At 72.7% G+C, this 20,875-nt stretch carries 21 protein-coding genes; 13 read left to right on the top strand and 8 right to left on the bottom strand.

All coding sequences use genetic code 11. The features are described from left to right. Window positions 1-5: 5 nt before the first annotated feature. The 5 genes from BMY07_RS15175 to BMY07_RS15195 form a co-directional block, all read right to left on the bottom strand. Window positions 6-2,570, bottom strand: a complete 2,565-nt coding sequence (locus BMY07_RS15175; protein ID WP_092778695.1) for a hypothetical protein — start codon at window positions 2,568-2,570, stop codon at window positions 6-8. A gap of 68 nt (window positions 2,571-2,638) precedes the next feature. Beyond that, window positions 2,639-3,520, bottom strand: a complete 882-nt coding sequence (locus BMY07_RS15180) for a DUF8017 domain-containing protein (RefSeq protein ID WP_092778697.1) — start codon at window positions 3,518-3,520, stop codon at window positions 2,639-2,641. Beyond that, window positions 3,517-4,254, bottom strand: a complete 738-nt coding sequence (locus BMY07_RS15185; protein ID WP_092778703.1) for an HAD family hydrolase — start codon at window positions 4,252-4,254, stop codon at window positions 3,517-3,519. The genes BMY07_RS15180 and BMY07_RS15185 overlap by 4 nt, the downstream gene beginning before the upstream one ends. A 59-nt stretch (window positions 4,255-4,313) precedes the next feature. Then, a complete protein-coding gene (locus BMY07_RS15190) occupies window positions 4,314-5,096 on the bottom strand; it encodes a DUF8017 domain-containing protein (RefSeq protein ID WP_092778704.1) in 783 nt (260 codons plus the stop codon). 30 nt (window positions 5,097-5,126) lie between these two features. Beyond that, window positions 5,127-5,834, bottom strand: coding sequence for a DUF8017 domain-containing protein (locus BMY07_RS15195; RefSeq protein WP_143073501.1), 708 nt, complete (start codon window positions 5,832-5,834; stop codon window positions 5,127-5,129). A gap of 124 nt (window positions 5,835-5,958) precedes the next feature. On the opposite strand from BMY07_RS15195, the gene BMY07_RS15205 reads away from it, so the two are divergent. Next, window positions 5,959-6,912, top strand: a complete 954-nt coding sequence (locus BMY07_RS15205) for an ABC transporter permease (RefSeq protein ID WP_342741543.1) — start codon at window positions 5,959-5,961, stop codon at window positions 6,910-6,912. Here BMY07_RS15205 and BMY07_RS15210 read toward each other — a convergent pair. Next, complete coding sequence (locus BMY07_RS15210) at window positions 6,887-7,297, bottom strand: YjbQ family protein (protein WP_092779118.1); 411 nt, start codon at window positions 7,295-7,297, stop codon at window positions 6,887-6,889. The genes BMY07_RS15205 and BMY07_RS15210 overlap by 26 nt on opposite strands. 24 nt (window positions 7,298-7,321) lie before the next feature. Here BMY07_RS15210 and BMY07_RS15215 point away from each other — a divergent pair, with 24 nt between their 5' ends. From BMY07_RS15215 to BMY07_RS15225, 3 genes are all read left to right on the top strand, one after another. Next, window positions 7,322-8,389, top strand: a complete 1,068-nt coding sequence (locus BMY07_RS15215; RefSeq protein WP_092779120.1) for an aminotransferase class V-fold PLP-dependent enzyme — start codon at window positions 7,322-7,324, stop codon at window positions 8,387-8,389. Window positions 8,390-8,423: 34 nt separating this feature from the next. After that, the gene (locus BMY07_RS15220; protein ID WP_143073503.1) at window positions 8,424-9,191 is read left to right on the top strand and encodes a hypothetical protein; all 768 of its coding nucleotides are present in this window, start codon (window positions 8,424-8,426) and stop codon (window positions 9,189-9,191) included. A gap of 128 nt (window positions 9,192-9,319) precedes the next feature. Continuing rightward, window positions 9,320-10,915, top strand: a complete 1,596-nt coding sequence (locus BMY07_RS15225) for a methyl-accepting chemotaxis protein (RefSeq protein ID WP_092778708.1) — start codon at window positions 9,320-9,322, stop codon at window positions 10,913-10,915. A gap of 403 nt (window positions 10,916-11,318) precedes the next feature. On the opposite strand, the gene BMY07_RS15230 is transcribed toward BMY07_RS15225, so the two are convergent. Beyond that, entirely contained in the window at window positions 11,319-11,810 is a 492-nt protein-coding gene (locus BMY07_RS15230; protein WP_092778709.1) for a ferritin-like domain-containing protein, read from the bottom strand. Further along, on the bottom strand, window positions 11,807-12,283 hold the full coding sequence (locus BMY07_RS15235) for a hypothetical protein (RefSeq protein WP_245782399.1): 477 nt from the start codon (window positions 12,281-12,283) through the stop codon (window positions 11,807-11,809). Before BMY07_RS15235 ends, BMY07_RS15230 begins: the two co-directional genes overlap by 4 nt. A 165-nt stretch (window positions 12,284-12,448) precedes the next feature. On the opposite strand from BMY07_RS15235, the gene rimP reads away from it, so the two are divergent. The 9 genes from rimP to BMY07_RS15280 all read left to right on the top strand — a co-directional run bounded on the left by rimP (window position 12,449) and on the right by BMY07_RS15280 (window position 20,864). After that, window positions 12,449-12,991 (top strand): ribosome maturation factor RimP, encoded by a 543-nt coding sequence (rimP, locus tag BMY07_RS15240; protein ID WP_092778710.1) that lies wholly within the window; start codon window positions 12,449-12,451, stop codon window positions 12,989-12,991. Further along, the gene (nusA, locus tag BMY07_RS15245) at window positions 12,988-14,001 is read left to right on the top strand and encodes a transcription termination factor NusA (protein WP_092778711.1); all 1,014 of its coding nucleotides are present in this window, start codon (window positions 12,988-12,990) and stop codon (window positions 13,999-14,001) included. Before rimP ends, nusA begins: the two co-directional genes overlap by 4 nt. A gap of 22 nt (window positions 14,002-14,023) precedes the next feature. After that, the gene (locus BMY07_RS15250; RefSeq protein ID WP_211346489.1) at window positions 14,024-14,392 is read left to right on the top strand and encodes a YlxR family protein; all 369 of its coding nucleotides are present in this window, start codon (window positions 14,024-14,026) and stop codon (window positions 14,390-14,392) included. 75 nt (window positions 14,393-14,467) lie between these two features. Beyond that, complete coding sequence (infB, locus tag BMY07_RS15255) at window positions 14,468-17,533, top strand: translation initiation factor IF-2 (RefSeq protein ID WP_092778712.1); 3,066 nt, start codon at window positions 14,468-14,470, stop codon at window positions 17,531-17,533. 69 nt (window positions 17,534-17,602) lie between these two features. Continuing rightward, a complete protein-coding gene (locus BMY07_RS15260) occupies window positions 17,603-17,896 on the top strand; it encodes a DUF503 domain-containing protein (RefSeq protein WP_092778713.1) in 294 nt (97 codons plus the stop codon). A gap of 32 nt (window positions 17,897-17,928) precedes the next feature. Beyond that, window positions 17,929-18,381 (top strand): 30S ribosome-binding factor RbfA, encoded by a 453-nt coding sequence (gene rbfA, locus BMY07_RS15265; RefSeq protein WP_092778714.1) that lies wholly within the window; start codon window positions 17,929-17,931, stop codon window positions 18,379-18,381. Between the two features lie 140 nt (window positions 18,382-18,521). Continuing rightward, window positions 18,522-18,899 carry a GNAT family N-acetyltransferase gene (locus BMY07_RS15270; RefSeq protein ID WP_281245068.1) on the top strand — a complete coding sequence of 126 codons (378 nt, stop codon included), beginning with the start codon at window positions 18,522-18,524 and terminating at the stop codon, window positions 18,897-18,899. A gap of 133 nt (window positions 18,900-19,032) precedes the next feature. Continuing rightward, window positions 19,033-19,899 carry an alpha/beta hydrolase gene (locus tag BMY07_RS15275; protein ID WP_092778717.1) on the top strand — a complete coding sequence of 289 codons (867 nt, stop codon included), beginning with the start codon at window positions 19,033-19,035 and terminating at the stop codon, window positions 19,897-19,899. A 146-nt stretch (window positions 19,900-20,045) separates the two neighbouring features. Further along, window positions 20,046-20,864 carry an alpha/beta hydrolase gene (locus tag BMY07_RS15280; protein WP_092778718.1) on the top strand — a complete coding sequence of 273 codons (819 nt, stop codon included), beginning with the start codon at window positions 20,046-20,048 and terminating at the stop codon, window positions 20,862-20,864. Window positions 20,865-20,875: the final 11 nt, after the last annotated feature.

Below are 20,875 nucleotides of genomic sequence, written 5' to 3' on the forward strand. Positions count from 1 at the left end.
GGGGGCTAGCGGGGCGAGGGGATGGTGACGGCGGCCGGGTACGGGTCGGGCACCATCGACCACGCCTCGCGGAAGCGGGAGATCGACTCCCACGCCACCCTGGTGCTCACCGCGAACGCCTCCCGGGCCCTGGCCAACCGCGCCAGGTCCCCGGGGGCGTCCGGCGGCCCGGCCGTCCACCGCCGCGTCCCGGCGGTCGCGTCGAAGAACTCCAGGACGGTCGCGGCGTAGTACAGGTAGCAGGTCAGCTCCTCGACGAGCCTGGCCAGCGGCCCCTGCCCGACCGCGGACGGCGCCATCTCCTTGATCCGCCGCCGCAACTGCTCGGCCGAGGCCGTCGACTCCCGCAGCCCCGCGCACTCGAGCAGGAACGCGCCGATCTCCGGTTCGTGGTCGAGCTTGCGCGCGGCGATCGCGATGGCGTGCGCCTTGCGGGCGACGTCCTGGGTGACCAGCTTCCCGGCGACCGTGGACAGGTCGGTCGGCCCGGTCGGCCGCTGCGCGTCGATGACCTTGCGCGCGGTCCGGATCAGGTCGCGGGGCAGACCGCCGGACAGCGCGTAGCAGAGGTGCTTGAACGGGACCGGCATCAGCAGCACCCGCCGGTCGATGGTGGCCACCGCCTCGGCCGGGGTCAGCGGCTCGAACCAGACGATCTCGTCGAAGGTGCTGTCGAACACGTCCCGGAACGGCAGCCCGCGCCGCTCGAACGAGCTCATCGCGTCCTCGGACACCGACACCAGGAAGTAGCAGCCGCGTACCCCGAACACGCCCTTGATCTCGTTGAGCAACTGCTCCGCCGCCGCCTCCGACCGCATCTTGTCCAACTCGTCGATCCCGATCACCACCCGCTGCCGCTCCCGCGCCGCCCGCGCCAGGAACGCCCGCAACGAGTCCACGATCTCCGGCAGGTGCATCTGCTGCCTGGTCAGCCCCCGCCCACCCCCGAACGTCCCCTCCACCCCCACCGGCGCCTTCACCGCACTGCTCCAGGTGGCCGTGAACGACTGCTGGAACCGGATCTCCTCCAACCGCGCCGCCGCCAACTCCACCAGCGGCACCGCCCCGGCGGTGCGCAACCGGGTCGTGTCCCGCCGGAACACCAGCTGCGAGAACAGCCCCATCGCCAGGACCACCAGCGCCACACCCCACCCCGACTGCGCGGGCACCTTGGCGCCGATGCTGTCGAGCAGGATCAGGATCCCGCCCGCCACGACGGCCACGGCCCCGTACACCGCCGTCGCCCACCGCCGCGACCGCCTGCCCACGGTTCCCACGACGTCCGGCCCGTGCGCCGACTCCGCCGCCGGGCCGAGCACCTCCAGGCAGACCTTCGCGTAGAGGTGCAGCAGGAACTCGCGGCCCGAGTACTCGACCGGCGCCGACACCATGGTCGCCAGGGTGTCCGGCGCCCGCTCGCACTCCGCCTCGATCACCGTCGACTTGCCCGCGCCGCGCGACCCGGCCAGCCCGATGCTGCCGCCGGGCATGGTCCGGAACAGGTCCGCGATCTGCCCGGCTGCCTTGGTGGGCACCTTGTACATCGGGTCGGACAGCTGGCTCAGCCCCGGCGCCTCGGTGACCTGGATGGTGGTCTCGAAGGACGGCTGCATGCCGTTGATCTCCTCGCGCAGCAGCGGCAGCACGACCTCGTCGCGCAGCCTGCGCCGGACCCGGGCCTTGGTGGCGGTGTCCGCGCTCAGCAGCACCTGTGCGGGCTGCGCGCCGAGCCCGCACAGGGTGATCACCATGACCAGGGCGAGCAGGCTCGCGCCCACGGCCACGAGGAACCACTGCGGTTGCGCCTGGGCGATCCCGTTGTCCCCGCGCGCCCGCAGCACGGTGATCACCAGCGGCAGCAGGGCCCCGATCAGGATGATGAACGGCACCCGGGGGTTCGTGGTCAGCTCGCCCCTGGACTCCCGGCTGACCCGGATGAACGCGCACAGGAAGAACAGCGCGCAGATCCCCGCGATCGACAGGAACGTCCCCGGTCGGTCCGCCCCCGGCCCGCCACCCGGCGGCTGCACCGGGGCGATCCACACGATGGCGGAGAGGAACAGCAGCACCGCCACCGCGTGCACGCCCGCGACGGCTTCCTCGTGCCACCGCAGGGGCACCCTGGCGGCCAGGTCCGGCACGCAGGTGACGACGACACCGACCGCCACCAAGGCCGCCGAGGCCAGCAGCATGACGATGTGGGGGTGGGCGTCCAGGGGGCCGGGGCGGTAGAAGAGGAAGGCGAGCACGAGCGAGAGCAGGCCGGACAGCGCGAGCAGCCGGTGCAGCACCGGCGTGGTGAGCACCACCCGCGTGGCCTTGGCGACGAGCGTCCGGTTCGACAGCAGGTGCTCGCGAGACGCCGCCAGGTCGAAGGCCAGGACGTCGTCGGCCATGTCGGCCAGCAGCCGGTCCTTCTCCCTGGCGCACCGGCGCCGGAGGAAATCGGCATCGATGCCGGGGACCTCCGTGAGCTTGCCGCTGATCTCGTGCTTGTCGATCGCCTCGGCCACGACGTCGGTGTAGAGGTCGTCGTGCCACCGATCCCGGGTGTGTGCCGCCGTGGTCACCGAACTCCGTCCCGCCGTCGAATCGTACGATGTACCTTCGCGGAGTGGAGTCGGTCCGTTACGGCGGGCTAGCCCATCGGGCGGATGGTGGTGATGATCTGCGCGGCGATGTCCGCCGGGAGGGCGTCGGGGACGCCTTGGTCGAGGTACATCATGAACAGGACCGTGGAGGTGCCGTTCTTGAAGGCGACCGCGGTGAACAGGACGGTGGGGGAGGGGCACTCGCCGGGGTGGGTGGCGGTGACTGTGGCGGTGGCCATGACGGCGTCGATGGTGCCGTTGGCTACTTTGACCGGGACCGGCGGGGTAGTGCTGACGGGGGCTCTTGTGTCGTCCGGGTTGAGGGCGGCGGCATCGGCGAAGAGGCGGGCGCCGTTTACCGCGGCGCGTTCTGGGTCCGCTGCTCCCGCGGTGACGAAACCGGTGTGGCCGCGATAAGAGCCGCGTGAGTTCGGGCAGGCCTCAGGTTTGTACGTGGTCGTGCCGTGCATGATCGCGGACGGGTTGTCGTCGTTGTCGCTGAAGCCGACGACGGTGCCCGGGGTCTCGACCTTCCAGTCCTTCGGGACGTCGTAGCCCGCCTTCTCCCTCGGCGACAGGACTCCCTGCCAGCCGGGGATGCTCGCCGGGACCCGCGCGTCGCTCGGCAGCGGAGACGTCGTCGTGCGGCGCGGGGTGGTCGACGGTGTTCGCGGGGACGTAGTGCCCAGCGTCGGCTCGGCTGTCGTGGACTGCGGCACCGCGACCGGATCGGTGCCACCCGACTGCAAGACGACAATGGTCACGACAGTGCCAACTACCAGAGCCAAGGCCACCGCGAGCGTCACGATCAACGGCGTCCGGTTGCGCCGGGGCGGGGGCGGCGGCGGGTACATCCCGAAACCCTGGTAGGCCACCGGCCTGCCGGTCATCGGGTCCACCTGGTAGTACGGGCCGCCGGGATCGCTCATGCGCCAGACGGTAGTTGGTCACCGTCCGTCGGCGCAGTGCGCAGCAGCGTGGCCACGACGGCGTCGGTGTCGGTCAGGTCGGTCAGCACGACGTCCGCCCCGCACGCCACCAGTTCCGCCACCGAGTGCCGCCCGGTCGCGACCGCCACGCCCACCGCGCCGTGGTGCTGGGCCGCGGCGACGTCGTGCGGGGTGTCGCCGATGACCACGATCGAGCGCGGGTCGAACGTGGTGCCGTACTTGGCCTCCGCCGCCCGCCGCGCCGCCGCGACCAGCTCGTGCCGGTCGGTCGACACCGAGCCGTACCCGCCGACCTCCAGGTCCACGTGCGGCAGCAGGTCGAACGCGGCCAGCTTGCAATCCGCCAACTCCACCAGGTTCCCGGTCACCAGCGACTGCACCACCTCCGGCCGCCCGGCCAACTCGGCCAGCACCTGCGGCGCCCCGGGCAGCGCCCGGCCGAGCGAGGTCAGGTGCGGCCTGGCCGCGGTCGCGATGGTGATCAGCTCGGCGAACATCCGCTCGACGTGCTCCTCGGTCCACTCGACCCCGTGCGCCTCCAGCAACTCCACGGTGATCGACCGCTCCGTGCGCCCGGGGAACGCGGGCACGTGCGCCAGCTCCACACCCGCCACCGCCGTCAACGCCTGCCCGTACCACTCCCGCCCGGTACCGCTGTAGTCGACGAGTGTCTGATCGACGTCCCACAGGACCAGGATGCGCTTCTCACTCACCCGGCCATCGTGGCACGACCGCGTGCTCGCCAGCAGGGCCGACAGCCAGGTGGCCTGCCTCAGCCCAGGGGGCGGACGCTGTCGGCGATGGTGTCCAGCTCGGCGGACCTGGCCGGTGGCGGGGTGGCGGGGCCGCCCTCGGTGTCGCCGTTGACCAGGAGCAGGCGCAGGTCGGTGCCGTCGTCGAGCAGGACGACCACCAGCTCGCCCTTGCCCGCCAGGCAGGCGTCGCCGGTGCTGGTGACCGCGGCGGTGACCCGGACGCCCTTGAGCTCGGTGCCCGCCCCGGTCGCGGCTGTGACCGGCTCGGGCGTGCCGGGGACGACCTCGACGCCGGAGCCGCCGGTGTAGAGCTGCTTGCCGAAGGCCTGGGCGATCTCGGTGGCCCGCTGGTTCAGCTCGCCCCTGGCGACCTTGCCGCCGCCGACCACGCCGCGGCTGTAGGACTTGCCGCCGCACTGGTACTCGGTCAGCCCGACCAGGTGGTCGATGGACACCCCGGGCAGCGCCTTCAGGGTGATCGGGGTGGCGCTGTCGATCGGCGTCCACGAGTCCGGCACGACGTAGGACAGCTTCGCGGTGTCGTTCTCGACCTTCCGCCCGGCCTGCTCGGTGGTCGTGGTGGTCTTCGCCGCCGAACTGGTGGTGCTGGTGGGCCCGGTGCTGCTGGTGGGCGCGGCGGGGGTCGAGGACTGCCGCTGCAGCAGGATGATCGCCACCACGGCGCCCACGACCAGCACGATCGCCGCCACCGACACGATGATCACGAGCAGCCGCCGGTCCCGCCGCGGTGGACCCGGGTAGAAGCCCAGGCCCTGGTAGTCACCACCGGGATACGTCACGACCGCTGAGAGTAGCCTGCGGACCCCGGGCTAGCCGCGGGGACGGACGCTGTCGGAGATGCCCCGCAGCGCGTCGGGATCCGCGAGCGGCACGGCGGGACCCCGGTCGTCGGTGTCGGCCCCCAGCACCACGACCGACGTGCCGACCGCCGTGGCCAGCGCGATCACCGTGACCACGCCCCGGGTGCCGGCGCAGCTGTCAGCGACCTCGTCGGCCATGACCTCGGCCTCGGCCCGGATCACCGTCCCACGGGCCCCGTCGCGCACCACCGGCGTCGGACGGGACAGCGTCACCTTCGCGGTCTGGCTGCCGTCGCTGTACTGGTCGGCGGCGATCGCCGCGGCCACCTCGGTCGCCACGTCCGCCGGGTCGCCCTCGACGCGCCCGCTGCCGGAGAAGGCCCGCCCGTACTCCGCGCCCTGGCACAGGTAGGTGCCGAAGTCGGTGAGGTGCCCGAGCACGGTGCCGGACGAGGACTCCAGCGTCTCGGTGTCCGGCGCCAGCGCCCACTCCGACGGCACCTCGTACCGCAGCCCGGTGTCGGCGTCGTCCACCACCTGCCACCCCGCCCGACTCGGCGACGCGGGCGACGCGGCCCTCGTCCGCGTCAACGGCACAGCGGTCACCCGAGGCGCCCCCGACTCGTCCTCCCCGGCCCCCAACACCACGACCGCCCCCAACACCACCCCAACCACCGCAAGCGAGAGCCCCGCGATCGCCACCCGCTGGTTGCGCACCCCATGACCGTAGTCCAGCCACCCGCCCCCACACCCCACGGCCAATTTCAACACACGTTGACTTCGCGGTCGCCGCGGCGCTACCCTCGCCGTCGAATTCAACAGTCGATGAATGGAAGTCCCGATGCGCCTGTTCGCACTGCTCGCGGTCGTGGGTGCGGCGGTCGCCGCGGTCCTGGGCCTGCTCACCTTCGGCACCCAGGCCAGTGCCCGCCCCGACCGAGTCCCGCTCGCCATCGCCGCGCCCGACGCGCTGCGGCCCGCCGCCGAGAAGATCGCCGCGCACGGCGGAGACGCTGTCGCCTGGCGGGTCGACACCCCGGCGGGAGCCCGTGCGGCGCTGGCGGACAAGGCGGTCTACGGCGTCCTCGAACTCGGCGGGTCGGGGGCGACGATCGTGCTCTCCGGTGCCGTCAACCCGCAGGGAACGCAGGTTGCGCAGCAGGTGCTCACCGGTGCGGCAGCGGCGCTGGGCGGCCAGGCGCGGGTCGAGACGATCTCCCCGGCGAGCACGGCCGGTCGAACGGCGCCGTTGGCCGCGTCCGCGCTGCTGTGGATCGCCGGACTCGTCGCGGGCGCAGGACTGGTCGTTCTGGGCGCGAGGTCCAACCTCCACGCGACGCCAACCCAGCGTCTTGCCCTCATCGCAGCCGTTAGCGTTGCCGGTGTCGCTGTGGTCGCGGGCTTCTTCGCGCTATGGGACTCCACGCTGCCGCTGAACGCGTCCGTCTTGGGCTACCTCTTGCTCATCGCCGTCGCTTTCGCTGCTGTGCAAGGGGCTCTCTTGCGCTACCTGGGCATCAGGGCGATGGCGATCCTCGGGCCGCTCTACCTCATCGCACCCGCTGTGGCGGGACAGGTTCCGGAGATGCTCAACCCGGCCTACCGCGCGCTCTTGTGGTCGTGGACGCCGTTTAGGTTCGCCGCGGAAGGATTGCGGAGCCTGTTGCAGGACACCCCAAGCGCGCCCGATGTTGCGTTGGGTCTGACGGTGCTCGGTGGCCTTGCCGTCGTGGGGTTGGTTGCTGTTGGGCTGCCGGGTCGGGTGGAGGTCAGCCGGGGAGGTAGCTCAGCCTGACCTTGCGGACCGGGTTGTCCACGTTGGTGTCGACCAGGCAGATCGACTGCCAGGTGCCGAGGGTCATCTGTCCACTGAGGACCGGGATGCTGGCGTACGGCGGGATGAACGCGGGCAGCACGTGGTCGCGGCCGTGGCCGGGGGTGCCGTGGCGGTGGTGCCAGGGGAAGTCGCGGGGCAGGACCGCGCGCAGGGCGGCCAGCAGGTCGGTGTCGCTGCCCGCGCCGGTCTCCAGGACGGCGACGCCCGCGGTGGCGTGCGGGACCCACACGTGCAGCAGGCCGTCGACCGCGCCCGTGTCGGCCAGGAACTGCCCGCAGGTGCCGGTCAGGTCGTGGACCACCTCGGACGTGCCGGTCCTGATCTCGAACTCCTCGCTGTACACGCTGACCACCGTACTGTCGGGGGTGTGCGCGCGGCCTTCGGAGAGCGGTTCGAGATCACCCCCGGCTACCTCAACTCGGCGAGCATCGGCGTCCCACCGGCCCGGGTCGTCGACGCCGTGGCCGCCGCGGTTCGGCGGTGGGCGCTGGGCCTGGACAATGCCCCGGCGTTCGGCCCCGACATCGCCACCGCCCGCGCCGCCTGGGCCGCCCTGATCGGTGCCGACCCCGCCGAGGTCGCGATCGGCACCGCGGTCTCCCAGCTCATCGCCTCCGTCGCCGCCGCCGTGCCGGACGGAACGCGCGTGCTCACCGTCCGCGGCGAGTTCACCAGCGTGACCTTCCCCTTCGCCGCCCAGGCCCACCGCGGCGTCACCGTCACCGAGGTCGACCCGGCCGAACTCGTCGACCGCGCCCCCGGCTTCGACCTCGTCGCCGTGAGCGCCGTGCAGTCCGCCGACGGCGCCATCGCCGACCTGCCCGGCCTGCGCGCCGCGGGCACCCGCGTCCTGCTCGACGTGACCCAGGCCCTCGGCTGGCTCCCGATGGACCTGACCTGGGTCGACTGGGTCGTCGGCGCGGGCTACAAGTGGTTGCTGTCCCCGCGCGGCGCCGCCTGGCTCGCCGTCCGCCCCCACGCCCGCGAGTGGACCCACCCGGTAGCCGCAGGATGGTTCGCGGGCGACAACCCCTGGAACTCCGTCTACGGGATGCCCTTGCGCCTAGCGGACGACGCGCGCGCCTACGACCTCGGCCCGGCATGGTTCTCCCAAGTCGGTGCCGCCGCCGCGCTGCCCTGGCTCGCGAGTCTCGACATCCACGCCGTGCACGCCCACGTGGTCGCGCTCGCCGACGACCTACGCGCTCGCTTCGACCTACCGCCCGCAGGTTCCGCCATCGTGTCACTCGACCTGCCCGACGCCGCGGACCGTCTCACCGCCGTGGGCATCCGTTTCGCCACCCGCGCGGGCCGGGCCAGGCTGGCATTCCACCTGTACAACACGGTCGAGGACGTCGACCTGGCCGTCAACACGGTGAAGCGGCGGCCCCCGGCTAGGGCACGGGAACCAAGTCGGATGAAACGGGTCGAATGACACCGGCGGGCGACACCAACTACTGTCAGCGTTCGTGTCGGATCCCCAGCGCCCCGGACCGCCTTGGCCGCCCGAGCAGTACAACCGCTCCGGTGAGACCGAGTGGATCCCCCGCGTGCAGGGCGGGCGGCGCCCCGAGGAACCCTTCCGGTTCCAGGAGCCCGCCCCCGCCGCCAAGACCAACCCGGCGCTGACCTGGGCGTTGCGCGCGGCAGGCCTCGTCGCCGTCGCCGTGCTGTCCGGCCTGGCGTTCTTCTACGTCCAGCGCGACGGCGGCACGCAGACCACGCCGACCACCCCGTCGACCGCGCCCCGCTCGGCCGGGGTCTACACCTTCGTCGCCCACCCAGATGTCACCCAACCGAGGGTGGACAGCGACTGCGGGCAGCACGCCTACGACGACACCCAGAAGCTGCTCGCCCAACCCGGCCAGTGCCGCCGGGTCACCCAGGCCCTGTTCACCGCCGACGTCAAGGGCCGCCAGGCGCTGGTCGCGGTCTCGGTCGTGCGGATGGTCGACAAGGACAAGGCCGCGGGCCTGATCGCGCTCACCGACAACGACGGCACCGGCAACGTCAAGGACCTGGTCCGCGAGGGCGTGGTCAAGGCGCCGCCGCTGAAGTCGCTGAGCAACGGCTACGACTCGCAGCTCACCGGCGAGACCGTCGTCATCGTCGAGGCCGACTTCGCCCCGGCCAACGGCAAGGCCGTCGGCACCAAGGCCGACAAGCCGGTGCTGGACAAGGTCTGCGCGGACGCGCTGCGCCTCGGCGCCGAGATCGACCCCAACCCCGGCGGCTGAGACCCGCGCAAACTCCTACAGCCGCACCTCCCGCTCCCGATAACCAGGGCTGAGGGTGTCCCGGCGTTCGCCGTGCCGCCCGTAGTCGCCGCGCGGGCGGACCGCGCGCCGGACAGGGAGAACATCGCATGGCTGATCGAGTGACCCGCAACCCGCTGCGCCGCAACCTCGGCGCCCGCGTGTTCAGCGCCTTCCTCGCGCTCGCTGTCGTCGTCGTCGCGCTCGGCGTCTTCAGCATCACCCAGCAGGGCGACCTGCGGGACCGGGCCACCGCCATCTCCGAGGACACGGTCACCCCGCTGGTGGACGTGAAGGCCGCGCAGACGTCGAACCTGACCGCGCTGCTGACCGATGTCGTCATGGAGACCGTCAAGGACCCCGCCGCGCTGGAGAGCCTGGCCAAGGGCCGCGACGGCTACCTGGCCCAGTCCGAGACCGACTTCGCCAAGCTCGCCACCAGCATCCCGGCCGAGCTGCAGCCGGTGCTCACCCAGCTCATGGCCGACAACCAGGCGTTCTGGACCTCGCACAAGAACCGCCGCGCCGCCACCGCCTCCGGCGACACCGCCAACGAGGTCAAGTACAACCAGGAGGCCCAGGCGAACCTGCCCAAGGTCAACGAGGGCTTCGCCAAGCTGACCGCCGACCTGGTGCGCTACGCCGAGACCCAGCGCCAGGACATCTCGGACATGACCAGCACCTCGCGCTGGCTGACCATCGCGGTCATCACCGTCGCCGTGCTGCTCGCCCTCGCCCTGGGCTGGCTGCTCACCCGCAGCATCCGCAAGCCGGTGCGCACCCTGCAGGACTACGCCACCAAGGTCGCCGCCGGTGACCTCACCCAGGACGTCGCGGTCGGGTCGGCCGACGAGATCGGCGAGATGGGCCGCGCGCTGCACCACGCCGTCAACGAGATCCGCACCGTCGTCTCCGACGTCGCCGATTCCGCCTCCGGCCTGGCGGGCTCCGCCGACCGGCTCGCCGCCACCAACGGCAGGCTGACCGACGCCGCGGGCTCGACCTCGCACCGCGCCGGTGAGGTGTCCAACGCCGCGGGCCGGGTGTCCGACAGCGTCAACACCGTCTCCGCGGCCGCCGAGGAGCTCGGCGCCTCCATCCGCGAGATCGCCGCCAACACCTCCGAGGCCGCCAAGGTCGGCGCCGAGGCCACCGCGACCGCCCAGCACACCAACGACATCATCACCCGCCTGGGCTCGTCCTCCGCCGAGATCGGCGACGTGCTCAAGACCATCCGCTCCATCGCCGAGCAGACCAACCTGCTGGCGCTCAACGCGACCATCGAGGCCGCGCGGGCCGGGGACGCGGGCAAGGGCTTCGCCGTCGTCGCCGGTGAGGTCAAGGACCTCGCCCAGGAGACCGCCAGCGCCACCGAGGACATCGGCCGCCGCGTCGCCGCCATCCAGACCGACACCGAGGCCGCCGTCGCCGCCATCGGCCAGATCGTCCACGTCATCGACCGCGTCAACCAGTTCCAGTCCGCCATCGCCGCCTCGGTGGAGGAGCAGTCCGCCACCTCCGACGAGGTCAGCCGCAGCGTCTCCGAGGCGGCCAACGGCACCAACGCCATCGCCTCCGCCATCACCGAGGTAGCAGGCGCCGCCGACGAGACCACCCGCGGCGTCACCGAGGCGGAACAGGCCACCACCGAACTGGCCCACCTCAGCGGCAGGCTCCAGGAAATGGTCACCCGCTTCCGGTACTGACCACTTCGGCACGTGCCAGGAGACCGGGCTGGATCCCTTTCGGGGTGCTGCCCGGTTTCTGCTTGTCCGGTGCTCGAGAGGTTGTCGCGTCAGGGTTGTCCACATAGGCCTGACCTGTCCACAGGCACCTGGTTCACCCACTTGACAAAGGCCGCGAAGCGATACGCTGGATGCGGGTGGCCCCCGGGTGGGCGGGGGTCTGCCGTCCGCCGGGGGTGGGCGGCGAGCGACCGCGGCTGTGTGCGCCGAAGGCCGCCGCTGGGGTCCGCGGCGGGCCGTGCTGCGGTGGTGGGGAAAGTCGCCTGTGGGTTGGAAAAGCGCCGACCGAAGGTGCCGTGGGATCTGCTGGCGACGCCTTCCGGCGTATCTGTCTGACGCAGGTTGGTCCCGAAGGCTGCTCGGGCTAGGGCTGGCCGGGCAAGGCGGGGGTGAGGGGGGTGAGTCCGGCGGTCTTGCGCCAGCGGGTGGCCAGGACCGCGGAGTCGGTGAGGGCCGTCGCGGCGGTGGTGCGGGTGGTGGGGTCGTCGGTGCGTTCGAGGACGGCTCGCCAGGCTGTGGTGCAGTCCTGTTCGGCGTTGATGATCAGTTCCAGGGCGGAGGCCTGGTTGGTGACCGGTTTGGGCGGCAGGTAGGCGGGTTCGGCGGGGGCCGGGGTGACGCCGGAGGCGCCGAGGAGGCGTTCGGTGGTGTCGCGGCGGGTGCGGTGGGACTGGGCGCCCTCGGCGATCGGTTTGTCGAACGAGGCGGGCAGGAAGGCGCTCACCAGGCCGTACACCCACACCGCCGCGTGCTCGGCGCCCAGGGCCGCCTGGACCGCCGCCGCCGTGTCCTGGGGCAGTGGCGGTCGTGACGGCGGCACGGACGTCGACGCCACCTCGGTTCCCGGCTGCGTCATGCCAGCACCTCCACCAGGCTCGCGCACCCCGCGGCCACCGACCCGACCATCCCCGCGCGGTACCTCGGCACCCCGACCACCACCTCGATCGCCTCCTGCTGCGCCGCCGTCAACCCGTCCACCAACGCCTTCACCGCGGCTGCCTGGTCCGTGGGCGCGGAGGGAGCAGCGGTGGTGGGGGGAGCCGCCGATGACGACGACGGTGCGGGCGGTCGTTCCCGGTCCACCTCCCGCTGCAGCAGCTCCGCGTGCTCCGTGCGCGCCGTGGCCACGGCCGACGCGTTCGGCGCCAGGGCCGGGACCGCCGCCGCGATCGCGTTGGCCAGTGCCGCGTCCGCCCGGGCCCGTGCGGCCAACGCGGCCAGCGGGTCGGGTGGTGGCGGCGCGGTCGGCTTCGGGGTACAGGCGGCCAGCCCGGCCACCGCGGTCGTCACCAGCAGGGCGCGGCGGGTCAGGGGAGGGAGGACGCTCACAGCCGGTCATCCTGCCAGGCCCCGGTCCGTCCGGTCGGGGAGCCGGGATGATCGCCTGCGGCGGCTGCCCCCGGACCGGCGAGATACGCTAGGTGACCACGGTCGGCGGCAGTACCGCCGACCGGCAGACAATCGCACCGTCTACCAGAACAGGGAGCGGCCAACGTGGCCAACCAGGGACAAGGCGACCGCGTCACGGCCGAGCTCGAGCCGGTCGTGGCGGGCGCCATTGCCTCCACCGGGTTCGAGCTCGAACAGCTCGACGTGGCCCAGGCAGGCCGCAGGCGGCTGGTGCGGGTCGTGGTTGACGGCGACGACGGGGTGGGGCTCGACGAGGTCGCGGTGGTCAGCAGGGCGGTGGCGGCGGTGCTCGACGAGCACGACGCGGTGCTCGGCGGCCCCTACACCCTCGAGGTCACCTCGCCGGGGGTCGACCGGCCGCTGACCCGGCCCCGGCACTGGCGGCGCGCCCGGCTGCGGCTGGTGAAGGTTCGCCCGGTCGAGGGAGAGGTGTTCACCGCGCGTGTCGGCGCGGCGGACGAGGACGCCGACGGCGGGGTGCAGCTGCTCGTCGGCGACGCACTGCGCCGGGTCGGCTACCACGAGGTCGCCCACGCCGTGGTCGAGGTGGAGTTCAAGCAACCGCCGGTGGCGGAGTTGGCGATGCTCGAGGGTCGGGCGTCCGGTACTGAGGAGGACGCGCGATGAACGTGGACATCGCGGCGCTGCGGGCGATCGAGCGGGACAAGGACATCCCGTTCGAGACGGTCATCGACGCCATCGAGACGGCGCTGTTGACCGCGTACAAGCACACCGAGGGGCACCAGCCGCACGCCCGCATCGACATCGACAAGCGCACCGGCCTGGTCCGGGTGCTGGCGTTCACGACCGGCGCAGACGGCGAGGTCGCCGACGAGTGGGACGACACCCCGGAGGGCTTCGGCCGGATCGCGGCCACCACCGCCCGCCAGGTCATCCTGCAGCGGCTGCGCGACGCCGAGCACGAGCGCACCTTCGGCGAGTTCTCCGCCAAGGAGGGCGAGATCGTCGCGGGTGTCGTGCAGCGCGACACCAGGGCGAACGCGCGCGGCATGGTCGTCGTGCAGGTCGGCGACACCGAGGGCGTGCTGCCCGCGGTGGAGCAGGTCCCCGGTGAGTCCTACGAGCACGGCACGCGCATCAAGTGCTACGTCGTCGGCGTCACCCGGGGAACACGGGGACCGCAGATCACGTTGTCCCGTACGCACCCGAACCTGGTCCGCAGGCTCTTCGCGCTAGAGGTGCCCGAGATCGCCGATGGCACCGTGGAGATCCCCGCGGTCGCCAGGGAGGCGGGGCACCGTTCGAAGATCGCGGTCCGCTCGTCGGTGCCCGGGGTCAACGCCAAGGGCGCCTGCATCGGCCCGGTCGGCGCCCGGGTGCGCAACGTGATGAGCGAGCTCGCGGGCGAGAAGATCGACATCATCGACTACTCCGAGGACCCGGCGACCTTCGTCGGCAACGCCCTGTCACCCGCGAAGGTGGTCTCGGTCACGGTCGTGGACGAGCGCGCGAAGACGGCCAGGGTCGTCGTCCCGGACTACCAGCTGTCGCTGGCGATCGGGAAAGAGGGGCAAAACGCCCGGCTGGCCGCCCGGTTGACCGGGTGGCGCATCGACATCCGCAGCGACGCCGCGGCGGGCGCGCAGGCCGCTCCGGTATCCGGTTCGGCCGAGTGAGCCGGACAAGATAGACTTTCCCATGGTTCGTCATCAGGAACCGGTTTCCGCTCGCCAGTCGGGGCCTGGCCCCGTGCGCACGTGCGTCGGGTGCCGGGTCAGGGCGGTGGACGCGGAACTGCTGCGAGTGGTGCTCGTGGACGGGGCTGTCGTGCCCGATCCACGGCGACGGATGCCAGGCAGGGGTGCGTGGGTGCACCCCGAGCCGGGGTGTCTGGCCAAGGCCGAGAAGCGGCGGGCGTTCCCCAGGGCCTTCAAGGTCGGGGGCGCGCTCGACGTGGCCGGTCTGCGATCGGAGATCGAGCGGGTCGCAGGCGGTGTCGGGACCGGGATACTCCCGCCCCGTGGTGGAACAGAGGAAGCAGGTCGACCCGTCATGAGTCAGCCGTGAAGCTGAAGACATGAACGCGCGACGATAGGACGAGGTCGACGGGACTGCCGCCGGCCTCATCAGACGAGGAGAGCAGTGGCAGGCAAGGCCCGTGTGCACGAGCTCGCGAAGGAGCTCGGAGTCACCAGCAAGGATGTACTCGCCAAGTTGAAGGACTTGGGCGAGTTCGTGAAGTCGGCGTCCTCCACCGTGGAGGCGCCCGTGGCCCGCAGGTTGCGGGACGCCTACCCGGGCAAGGGCGAGGCCAAGCCAGGCCCCCGACCCGGCCCCAAGCCGACCCCGCGCCCCCCGGCGCCGCGCCCGGAGGCGGCCCCCGCCCCCGCCGCGCAGGCCCCGGCGGCCGCGAGCAGCGCCCCGAGCGCACCGGCACCCGCGCCGACTCCGGCGCGGACCCAGACCCAGGGCCAGGCGCAGACCGCGCCGCCCAAGCCCGGTTTCGTCCCCGGCCCGCCGCGGCCCAAGCCCGCGCCGCGCCAGGCCGAGCCCGTGCGGGAGCAGCAGGCCCCGGCCGCCGCCGCCGCGCAGGCCCCGCCCGCCGCGCCCGCGACGCCGCCCGCCGCCCCCAAGCCCGCCCAGCGCCAGGAGCGGTCGACGCCGCCCCAGCAGGGTGGTCCTGGTGGCGGGGTCGTGCCGCCGAGGACGCAGTCCCCGAAGCCGGGGCCGCGCGCGCCCCGGCCGGGCAACAACCCGTTCGGCGTCGGTGGCGGCGCCCCGTCCCCCCGGCCGGGCGCGCCCCGGCCCGGTGGTGACCGGCCCGCCGGTGGCGGTGCCCCCGGTGGCGACCGGCCGCCGCGTCCCGGTGGCGACCGTCCCGCGGGTGGTCCCCGCGGTGACCGTCCCGCGGGCCCGCGTCCGGCTGGTGGCCCGAACCCGGGCAACATGCCGCCCAGGCCCAACCCCGGCATGATGCCGCCCCGGCCCGCCCGCCCCGCTGGTGGCGGTCGCGGCGGTCCCGGTGGTGGCCCCGGCGGAGCCCGTGGTGGCCCCGGCGGCGGTGCCGGTGGCGGCGGTGGCTTCCGCGGTGGACCCGGCGGTCCTCGTGGCGGTCCCGGTGGCGGCGGTGCTGGTGGCGGCTTCCGCCCCGGTGGTGGCGGCGGCGGTGGCGGTGGCTTCCGCGGCGGTCCCGGTGGTGGCGGTGGCGGTGCCCCGGCAGGCGGTGGCGGTGGCTTCCGCCCCGGTGGCGGCGGTGGCCGTCCCGGTGCCGGTGGTCGCGGTGGCGCGGCTGGCGCGTTCGGCCGCCCCGGCGGTCCGTCGCGGCGCGGTCGCAAGTCCAAGCGCCAGAAGCGCCAGGAGTACATGGACAACATGCAGGCGCCCAGCGTCGGTGGTGTCCGGCTGCCCAAGGGCAGCGGCGAGGTCATCCGGCTCGCCCGCGGCGCCTCGCTGACCGACTTCGCCGACAAGATCAACGCCAACCCGGCCTCGCTGGTGCAGGTGCTGTTCCACCTCGGTGAGATGGTCACCGCGACCCAGTCGGTCTCCGACGAGGTCCTGGAGCTGCTGGGCTCCGAGATGAACTACACCGTGCAGGTCGTGTCCCCCGAGGAGGAGGACCGCGAGCTGCTCGACTCGTTCAAGATCAGCTACGGCGAGGACTCCGGCGACGAGGAGGACCTGCAGGCCCGCCCGCCGGTCGTCACCGTCATGGGTCACGTCGACCACGGCAAGACCCGCCTGCTCGACACCATCCGCAAGACGACGGTGCACGAGGGCGAGGCCGGTGGCATCACCCAGCACATCGGCGCCTACCAGGTCGCGACCTCGCTCGAGGGCAACGACCGGCTGATCACCTTCATCGACACCCCCGGTCACGAGGCGTTCACCGCCATGCGTGCCCGCGGCGCCCAGGCCACCGACATCGCGGTGATCGTGGTCGCCGCCGACGACGGCGTCATGCCGCAGACGGTGGAGGCGATCAACCACGCCCAGGCGGCCCAGGTGCCGATCGTGGTCGCGGTGAACAAGATCGACAAGGAAGGCGCCAACCCGCAGAAGATCCGCCAGCAGCTCACCGAGTACGGGCTGGTGGCCGAGGAGTACGGCGGCGACACCATGTTCGTCGACATCTCGGCCAAGCAGGGCACCAACATCGAGAGCCTGCTCGAGGCGATCCTGTTGACCGCCGACGCGGCGCTCGACCTGCGGGCGAACCCCGACATGGAGGCCCAGGGCGTGGCGATCGAGGCGCACCTGGACCGCGGTCGCGGTCCGGTGGCCACGGTCCTCGTGCAGCGCGGCACCCTGCGCGTCGGCGACTCGATCGTGGCGGGCGACGCCTACGGTCGCGTGCGGCGTATGGTCGACGAGTTCAACGAGGACATCCTCGAGGCGACCCCGTCCCGTCCGGTCCAGGTCATCGGGTTCACCTCGGTGCCCGGCGCGGGCGACACCTTCCTCGTGGTCGAGGAGGACCGCACGGCGCGCCAGATCGCCGAGCGGCGGGCAGCCAGGAACCGGGCCGCGCAGAACGCGCAGAAGCGCAAGCGCATCAGCCTGGAGGACCTGGACGCGGCGCTCAAGGAGACCAGCCAGCTCAACCTGATCATCAAGGGCGACAACTCGGGTACCGTCGAGGCACTCGAGGACGCGCTCACGAAGATCGACGTCGGCGACGAGGTCGAGCTGCGGGTCATCCACCGCGGCGTCGGCTCGATCACCGAGGGCGACATCAACCTGGCCATCGCGGACAACATCATCGTGATCGGCTTCAACGTCCGCGCCGAGGGCAAGGCCACCGAGCTGGCCAACCGCGAGGGCATCGATGTCCGCTACTACTCGGTGATCTACCAGGCCATCGACGAGATCGAGGCGGCCCTCAAGGGCATGCTCAAGCCCATCTACGAGGAGGTGGAGCTCGGCCGCGCCGAGATCCGCGACGTCTTCAAGTCCTCGAAGGTCGGCACGATCGCGGGCTGCATGGTCACCTCCGGTGAGATCAGGCGCAACTCCAAGGCGCGCCTCATCCGCAACGGCGCGGTGATCCAGGAGTCCCTCCCGGTCAGCTCGCTGCGCCGGTTCAAGGACGACGCCGTCGAGGTCCGCGAGGGCTTCGAGTGCGGTCTGACGCTCGGCTCCTACAGCGATCTCCAGGTCGACGACATCATCGAGACCTACGAGATGCGCGAGAAGCCGCGCACGTAAGCGGTAACGCCCCGGGGGCCGGTCGTCCGGCCCCCGGGGCTCCCTACTCACCCCCCTCGGTGATGCCTGGTGTACGTCGGTGCCCTGGAACTCGACGTCCTGCTCGGGGACGTCCACTCCCTCAAGCAGAAGCGCTCCGCGGTCCGGCCGGTGGTGGCCGAGCTGCGCAAGCGGTTCGAGGTCGCGGTCGCCGAGGCGGGTCACCTGGACCTGCACCGCCGCGCCCTGATCGGCGTCTCGGCGGTGTCCGCCGAGGTGGGGCACGTCAACGACGTCCTCGACGCCTGCGAACGGCTGGTTGCCGGGCGCCCCGAGCTGGAACTGCTCTCGGCTCGGCGCAGGCTGCTCGGGCCGGACGACTAGACCACCGACCGCACAAGGAAAGAAGGAGCGTCGTGGCTGACGCACCCCGCGCGCGCAAGCTCGCCAAGCGCATCTCGCAGATCGTGGCCTCGGCCCTGGAGCACGAGGTGAAGGACCCCCGGCTGGCCCGTGTCACCATCACCGACGCCAAGGTCACCGCCGACCTGCACGACGCCACGATCTACTACACCGTCCTGGGCGACAAGCTCGACGTCGAACCGGACCACGCCGCCGCCAAGGCCGCCCTCGACAGCGCCACCGGCGTGCTGCGCACCCTGGTCGGCCAGGGCACCGGCGTCCGCTTCACCCCGACGCTGACGTTCATGGCCGACACCGTGCCGGACGACGCCCGCCGCATCGACGACCTGCTGGCCCGCGCCCGCGCCGCCGACGCCGAGGTCGCCGCCCGCGCCTCGGGCGCCACGTACGCGGGCGAGGCGGACCCGTACCGCGCCCCGCGCGAGGACGACGAGGACGAGGACTGACCGGCGGCCCGCCCGGGTGGGTCACCCGCCCGGAGTCCCCGGACGACATCGCGGCGATCCACGCGGTCACCGCGGCGGCCTTCCCCACCCGGGACGAGGCCGACCTGGTCGACGCGCTGCGCGCCGACGCGGCCGCGTGGATCGACGGGCTCTCGATCGTCGCGGTCGACGGCGCTGACGCGGTCGTCGCCCACGCCCTGCTGACCCGCTGCCACGTCGGCGGGTCGCCCGCCCTCGCGCTGGCCCCGTGCTCGGTGCTGCCGGACTCCCAACGCCGGGGTGCCGGGTCCGCGGCGATCCGCGCGGGCCTCGACGCCGCTCGCGCGCTGGGGGAGAACCTCGTGGTGGTCCTGGGGCACGCCGAGTACTACCCGCGGTTCGGGTTCACCCCGGCGTCCGGGTCCGGTGTCCTGGCGCCGTTCGACGTGCCCGACGAGGCCTTCCTGGTCCTGTCCCTCGACCCCGGGCGTCCCACCCCGACCGGTCTCGTCCGGTACCCGGCGGCCTTCGGGGTCTAGCTGGCGGTTGACACCGAGCGCGCTGATCCCACGATCGGTGGAACGGGCACTAGCGCTATCGGGCGGTTCCCGGAAAGATTGACTCCACGGAGAGTCGTCGGGGCGTCTTCGGGTACCGCTGTTCGGGGAGTGCATGGCCGGGTTGTCCCGCCGCCGGGTTATCGCGGCATCGGTGGGGGGTGTCGCCTCCGCCGTCGGGCTGGGGTTGTTCGGCGCGTGGGCGCTGCGCGAGGACGAGAAGCCCGCGCCCAGTGACGCCAGGACGCCGATCCCGACCGAGATGGGGCCGACGAGCACCGTGCCACCGCCGAAGTTGCTGGAGATCAAGACGGTCCGGTCGAAAGCGCGCGGCCGGGACGTGGAGATCGTCGCGTTCCGACCGGACGGGGTCGCGCCGGGGGCGCTGCCGGTCTGCCTCGCGCTGCACGGGCGGGGCGCCCGGGCCAGGGTGTTCACCGAGCTCGGCGTCGGCGACCAGCTCAGCGCGGCCGCGGCCTACGCCGTGGTGGCCGCCGACGGCGGTGACGCGTCGTACTGGCTCAAGTCGTCCCCCACCGACGACCCGCCCGCGATGCTCGCCGACGAGCTGCCCGGCTGGCTCGCCGAGCTGGGCCTCAACCCGCGCCCCTTCGCCGTTCTCGGCATCTCGATGGGCGGGTACGGCGCGCTCAACTACGTCCGCGATCACCGCGAGACCGTCCGCGCCGCCGCCGTGCTCAGCCCGGCCCTCTTCACGTCCTGGACCGACGCGCGCGCCCGCAACGTCTTCGACAGCCGCGCGCAGTGGGAGCAGACCGAGCCGCTTCGTCACATCGATGCCCTCGCGGGCGTGAAACTCGGTGTATGGTGCGGCGAAGCCGACCCGCTGCTGCCCTCGGCCAACCGGCTCATCGATACGGCGCGACCCGCCGTCGCCAGGACCGCGCCCGGGGGCCACACCGCCGACTACTGGGTCACCGCGATGCCCGAGGCGCTGTCCTTCCTCGGTTCGCACATCTGAGGCCAGTGGTGTAGACCTTCTGCGCCCGGTGGTGTAGACCTGTTGTTCCGCACTTGCCGGGCGGTGGCCGACCGCGACGGGGCGCGCGTGCAGCGCCACCCCGGCCGGTGCTGACCACCCGATCATCCCACCACGGGAGTTCCACAGTGGACGGACGTTGGACCAGGCGCGGGTTCCTCCTCGCCTCGGCGGCCGCGGTCGCGGGCTGCGGCGCGCGCGGGCAGACCCCGCAGGCCGCGCCGACCGCGCTGCCCAGCAGCCAGCCGCCGGTCGACTCGACCTCGGTGAGCAACCTGATCTGGCGCTCCTCGATCGGCGACGTGAAGATGATCGTCATGCGCCCGCGCGAGGTCGCGGGCCCGCTGCCGGTCTGCCTCGCGCTGCACGGCGAGGGCACCGACGCCAACCAGTTCGTCGAGATCGGCCTGCCGCCGCTGCTCACCGCCACCGTCCGCGCGGGCACCAGGCCGTTCGCCGTGGTCGCGGTGGACGGCGGCACCGCGGGCTGGCTCGGCGCGCCGCAGAAGATGCTGGCCGAGGAGCTGCCGGACTGGCTCAGCCGCGCCGAGTTGGCGGCGACGCCGTTCTCGGTGCTGGGCATCTCCAGCGGCGCGGTCGGCGCCTTCGAGTACGCCCGCACCCCCGGTCTCGCGCTGCTCACGGCGCTGAGCCCGGCGGTGTTCACCTCGTGGCGCGACGCCGAGCGCTTCGGCGGCTACACCGACGAGAAGCAGTGGGAGCGCTCGGAACCGCTGCGCAACCTCACCGCGGTCGCGGGCCTGCCGTTCGCCGTGTGGTGCGGCACCGACGACCCGCTGCTGCCCGCGGCGCGGGAGCTGGCCCAGCGCACCAAGGCCAACCCGGCCACCTTCGGTGACGGCGACCACTCCGCGCTCTACTGGAAGAAGATCCTGCCCGAGGTGCTGCGATTCGTCGGTGACTCGCTCGGCAAGAAAACGCCCTGACCCCGGCACGT

Source organism: Actinokineospora terrae (assembly GCF_900111175.1).
Taxonomy (GTDB): Bacteria; Actinomycetota; Actinomycetes; order Mycobacteriales; family Pseudonocardiaceae; genus Actinokineospora; species Actinokineospora terrae.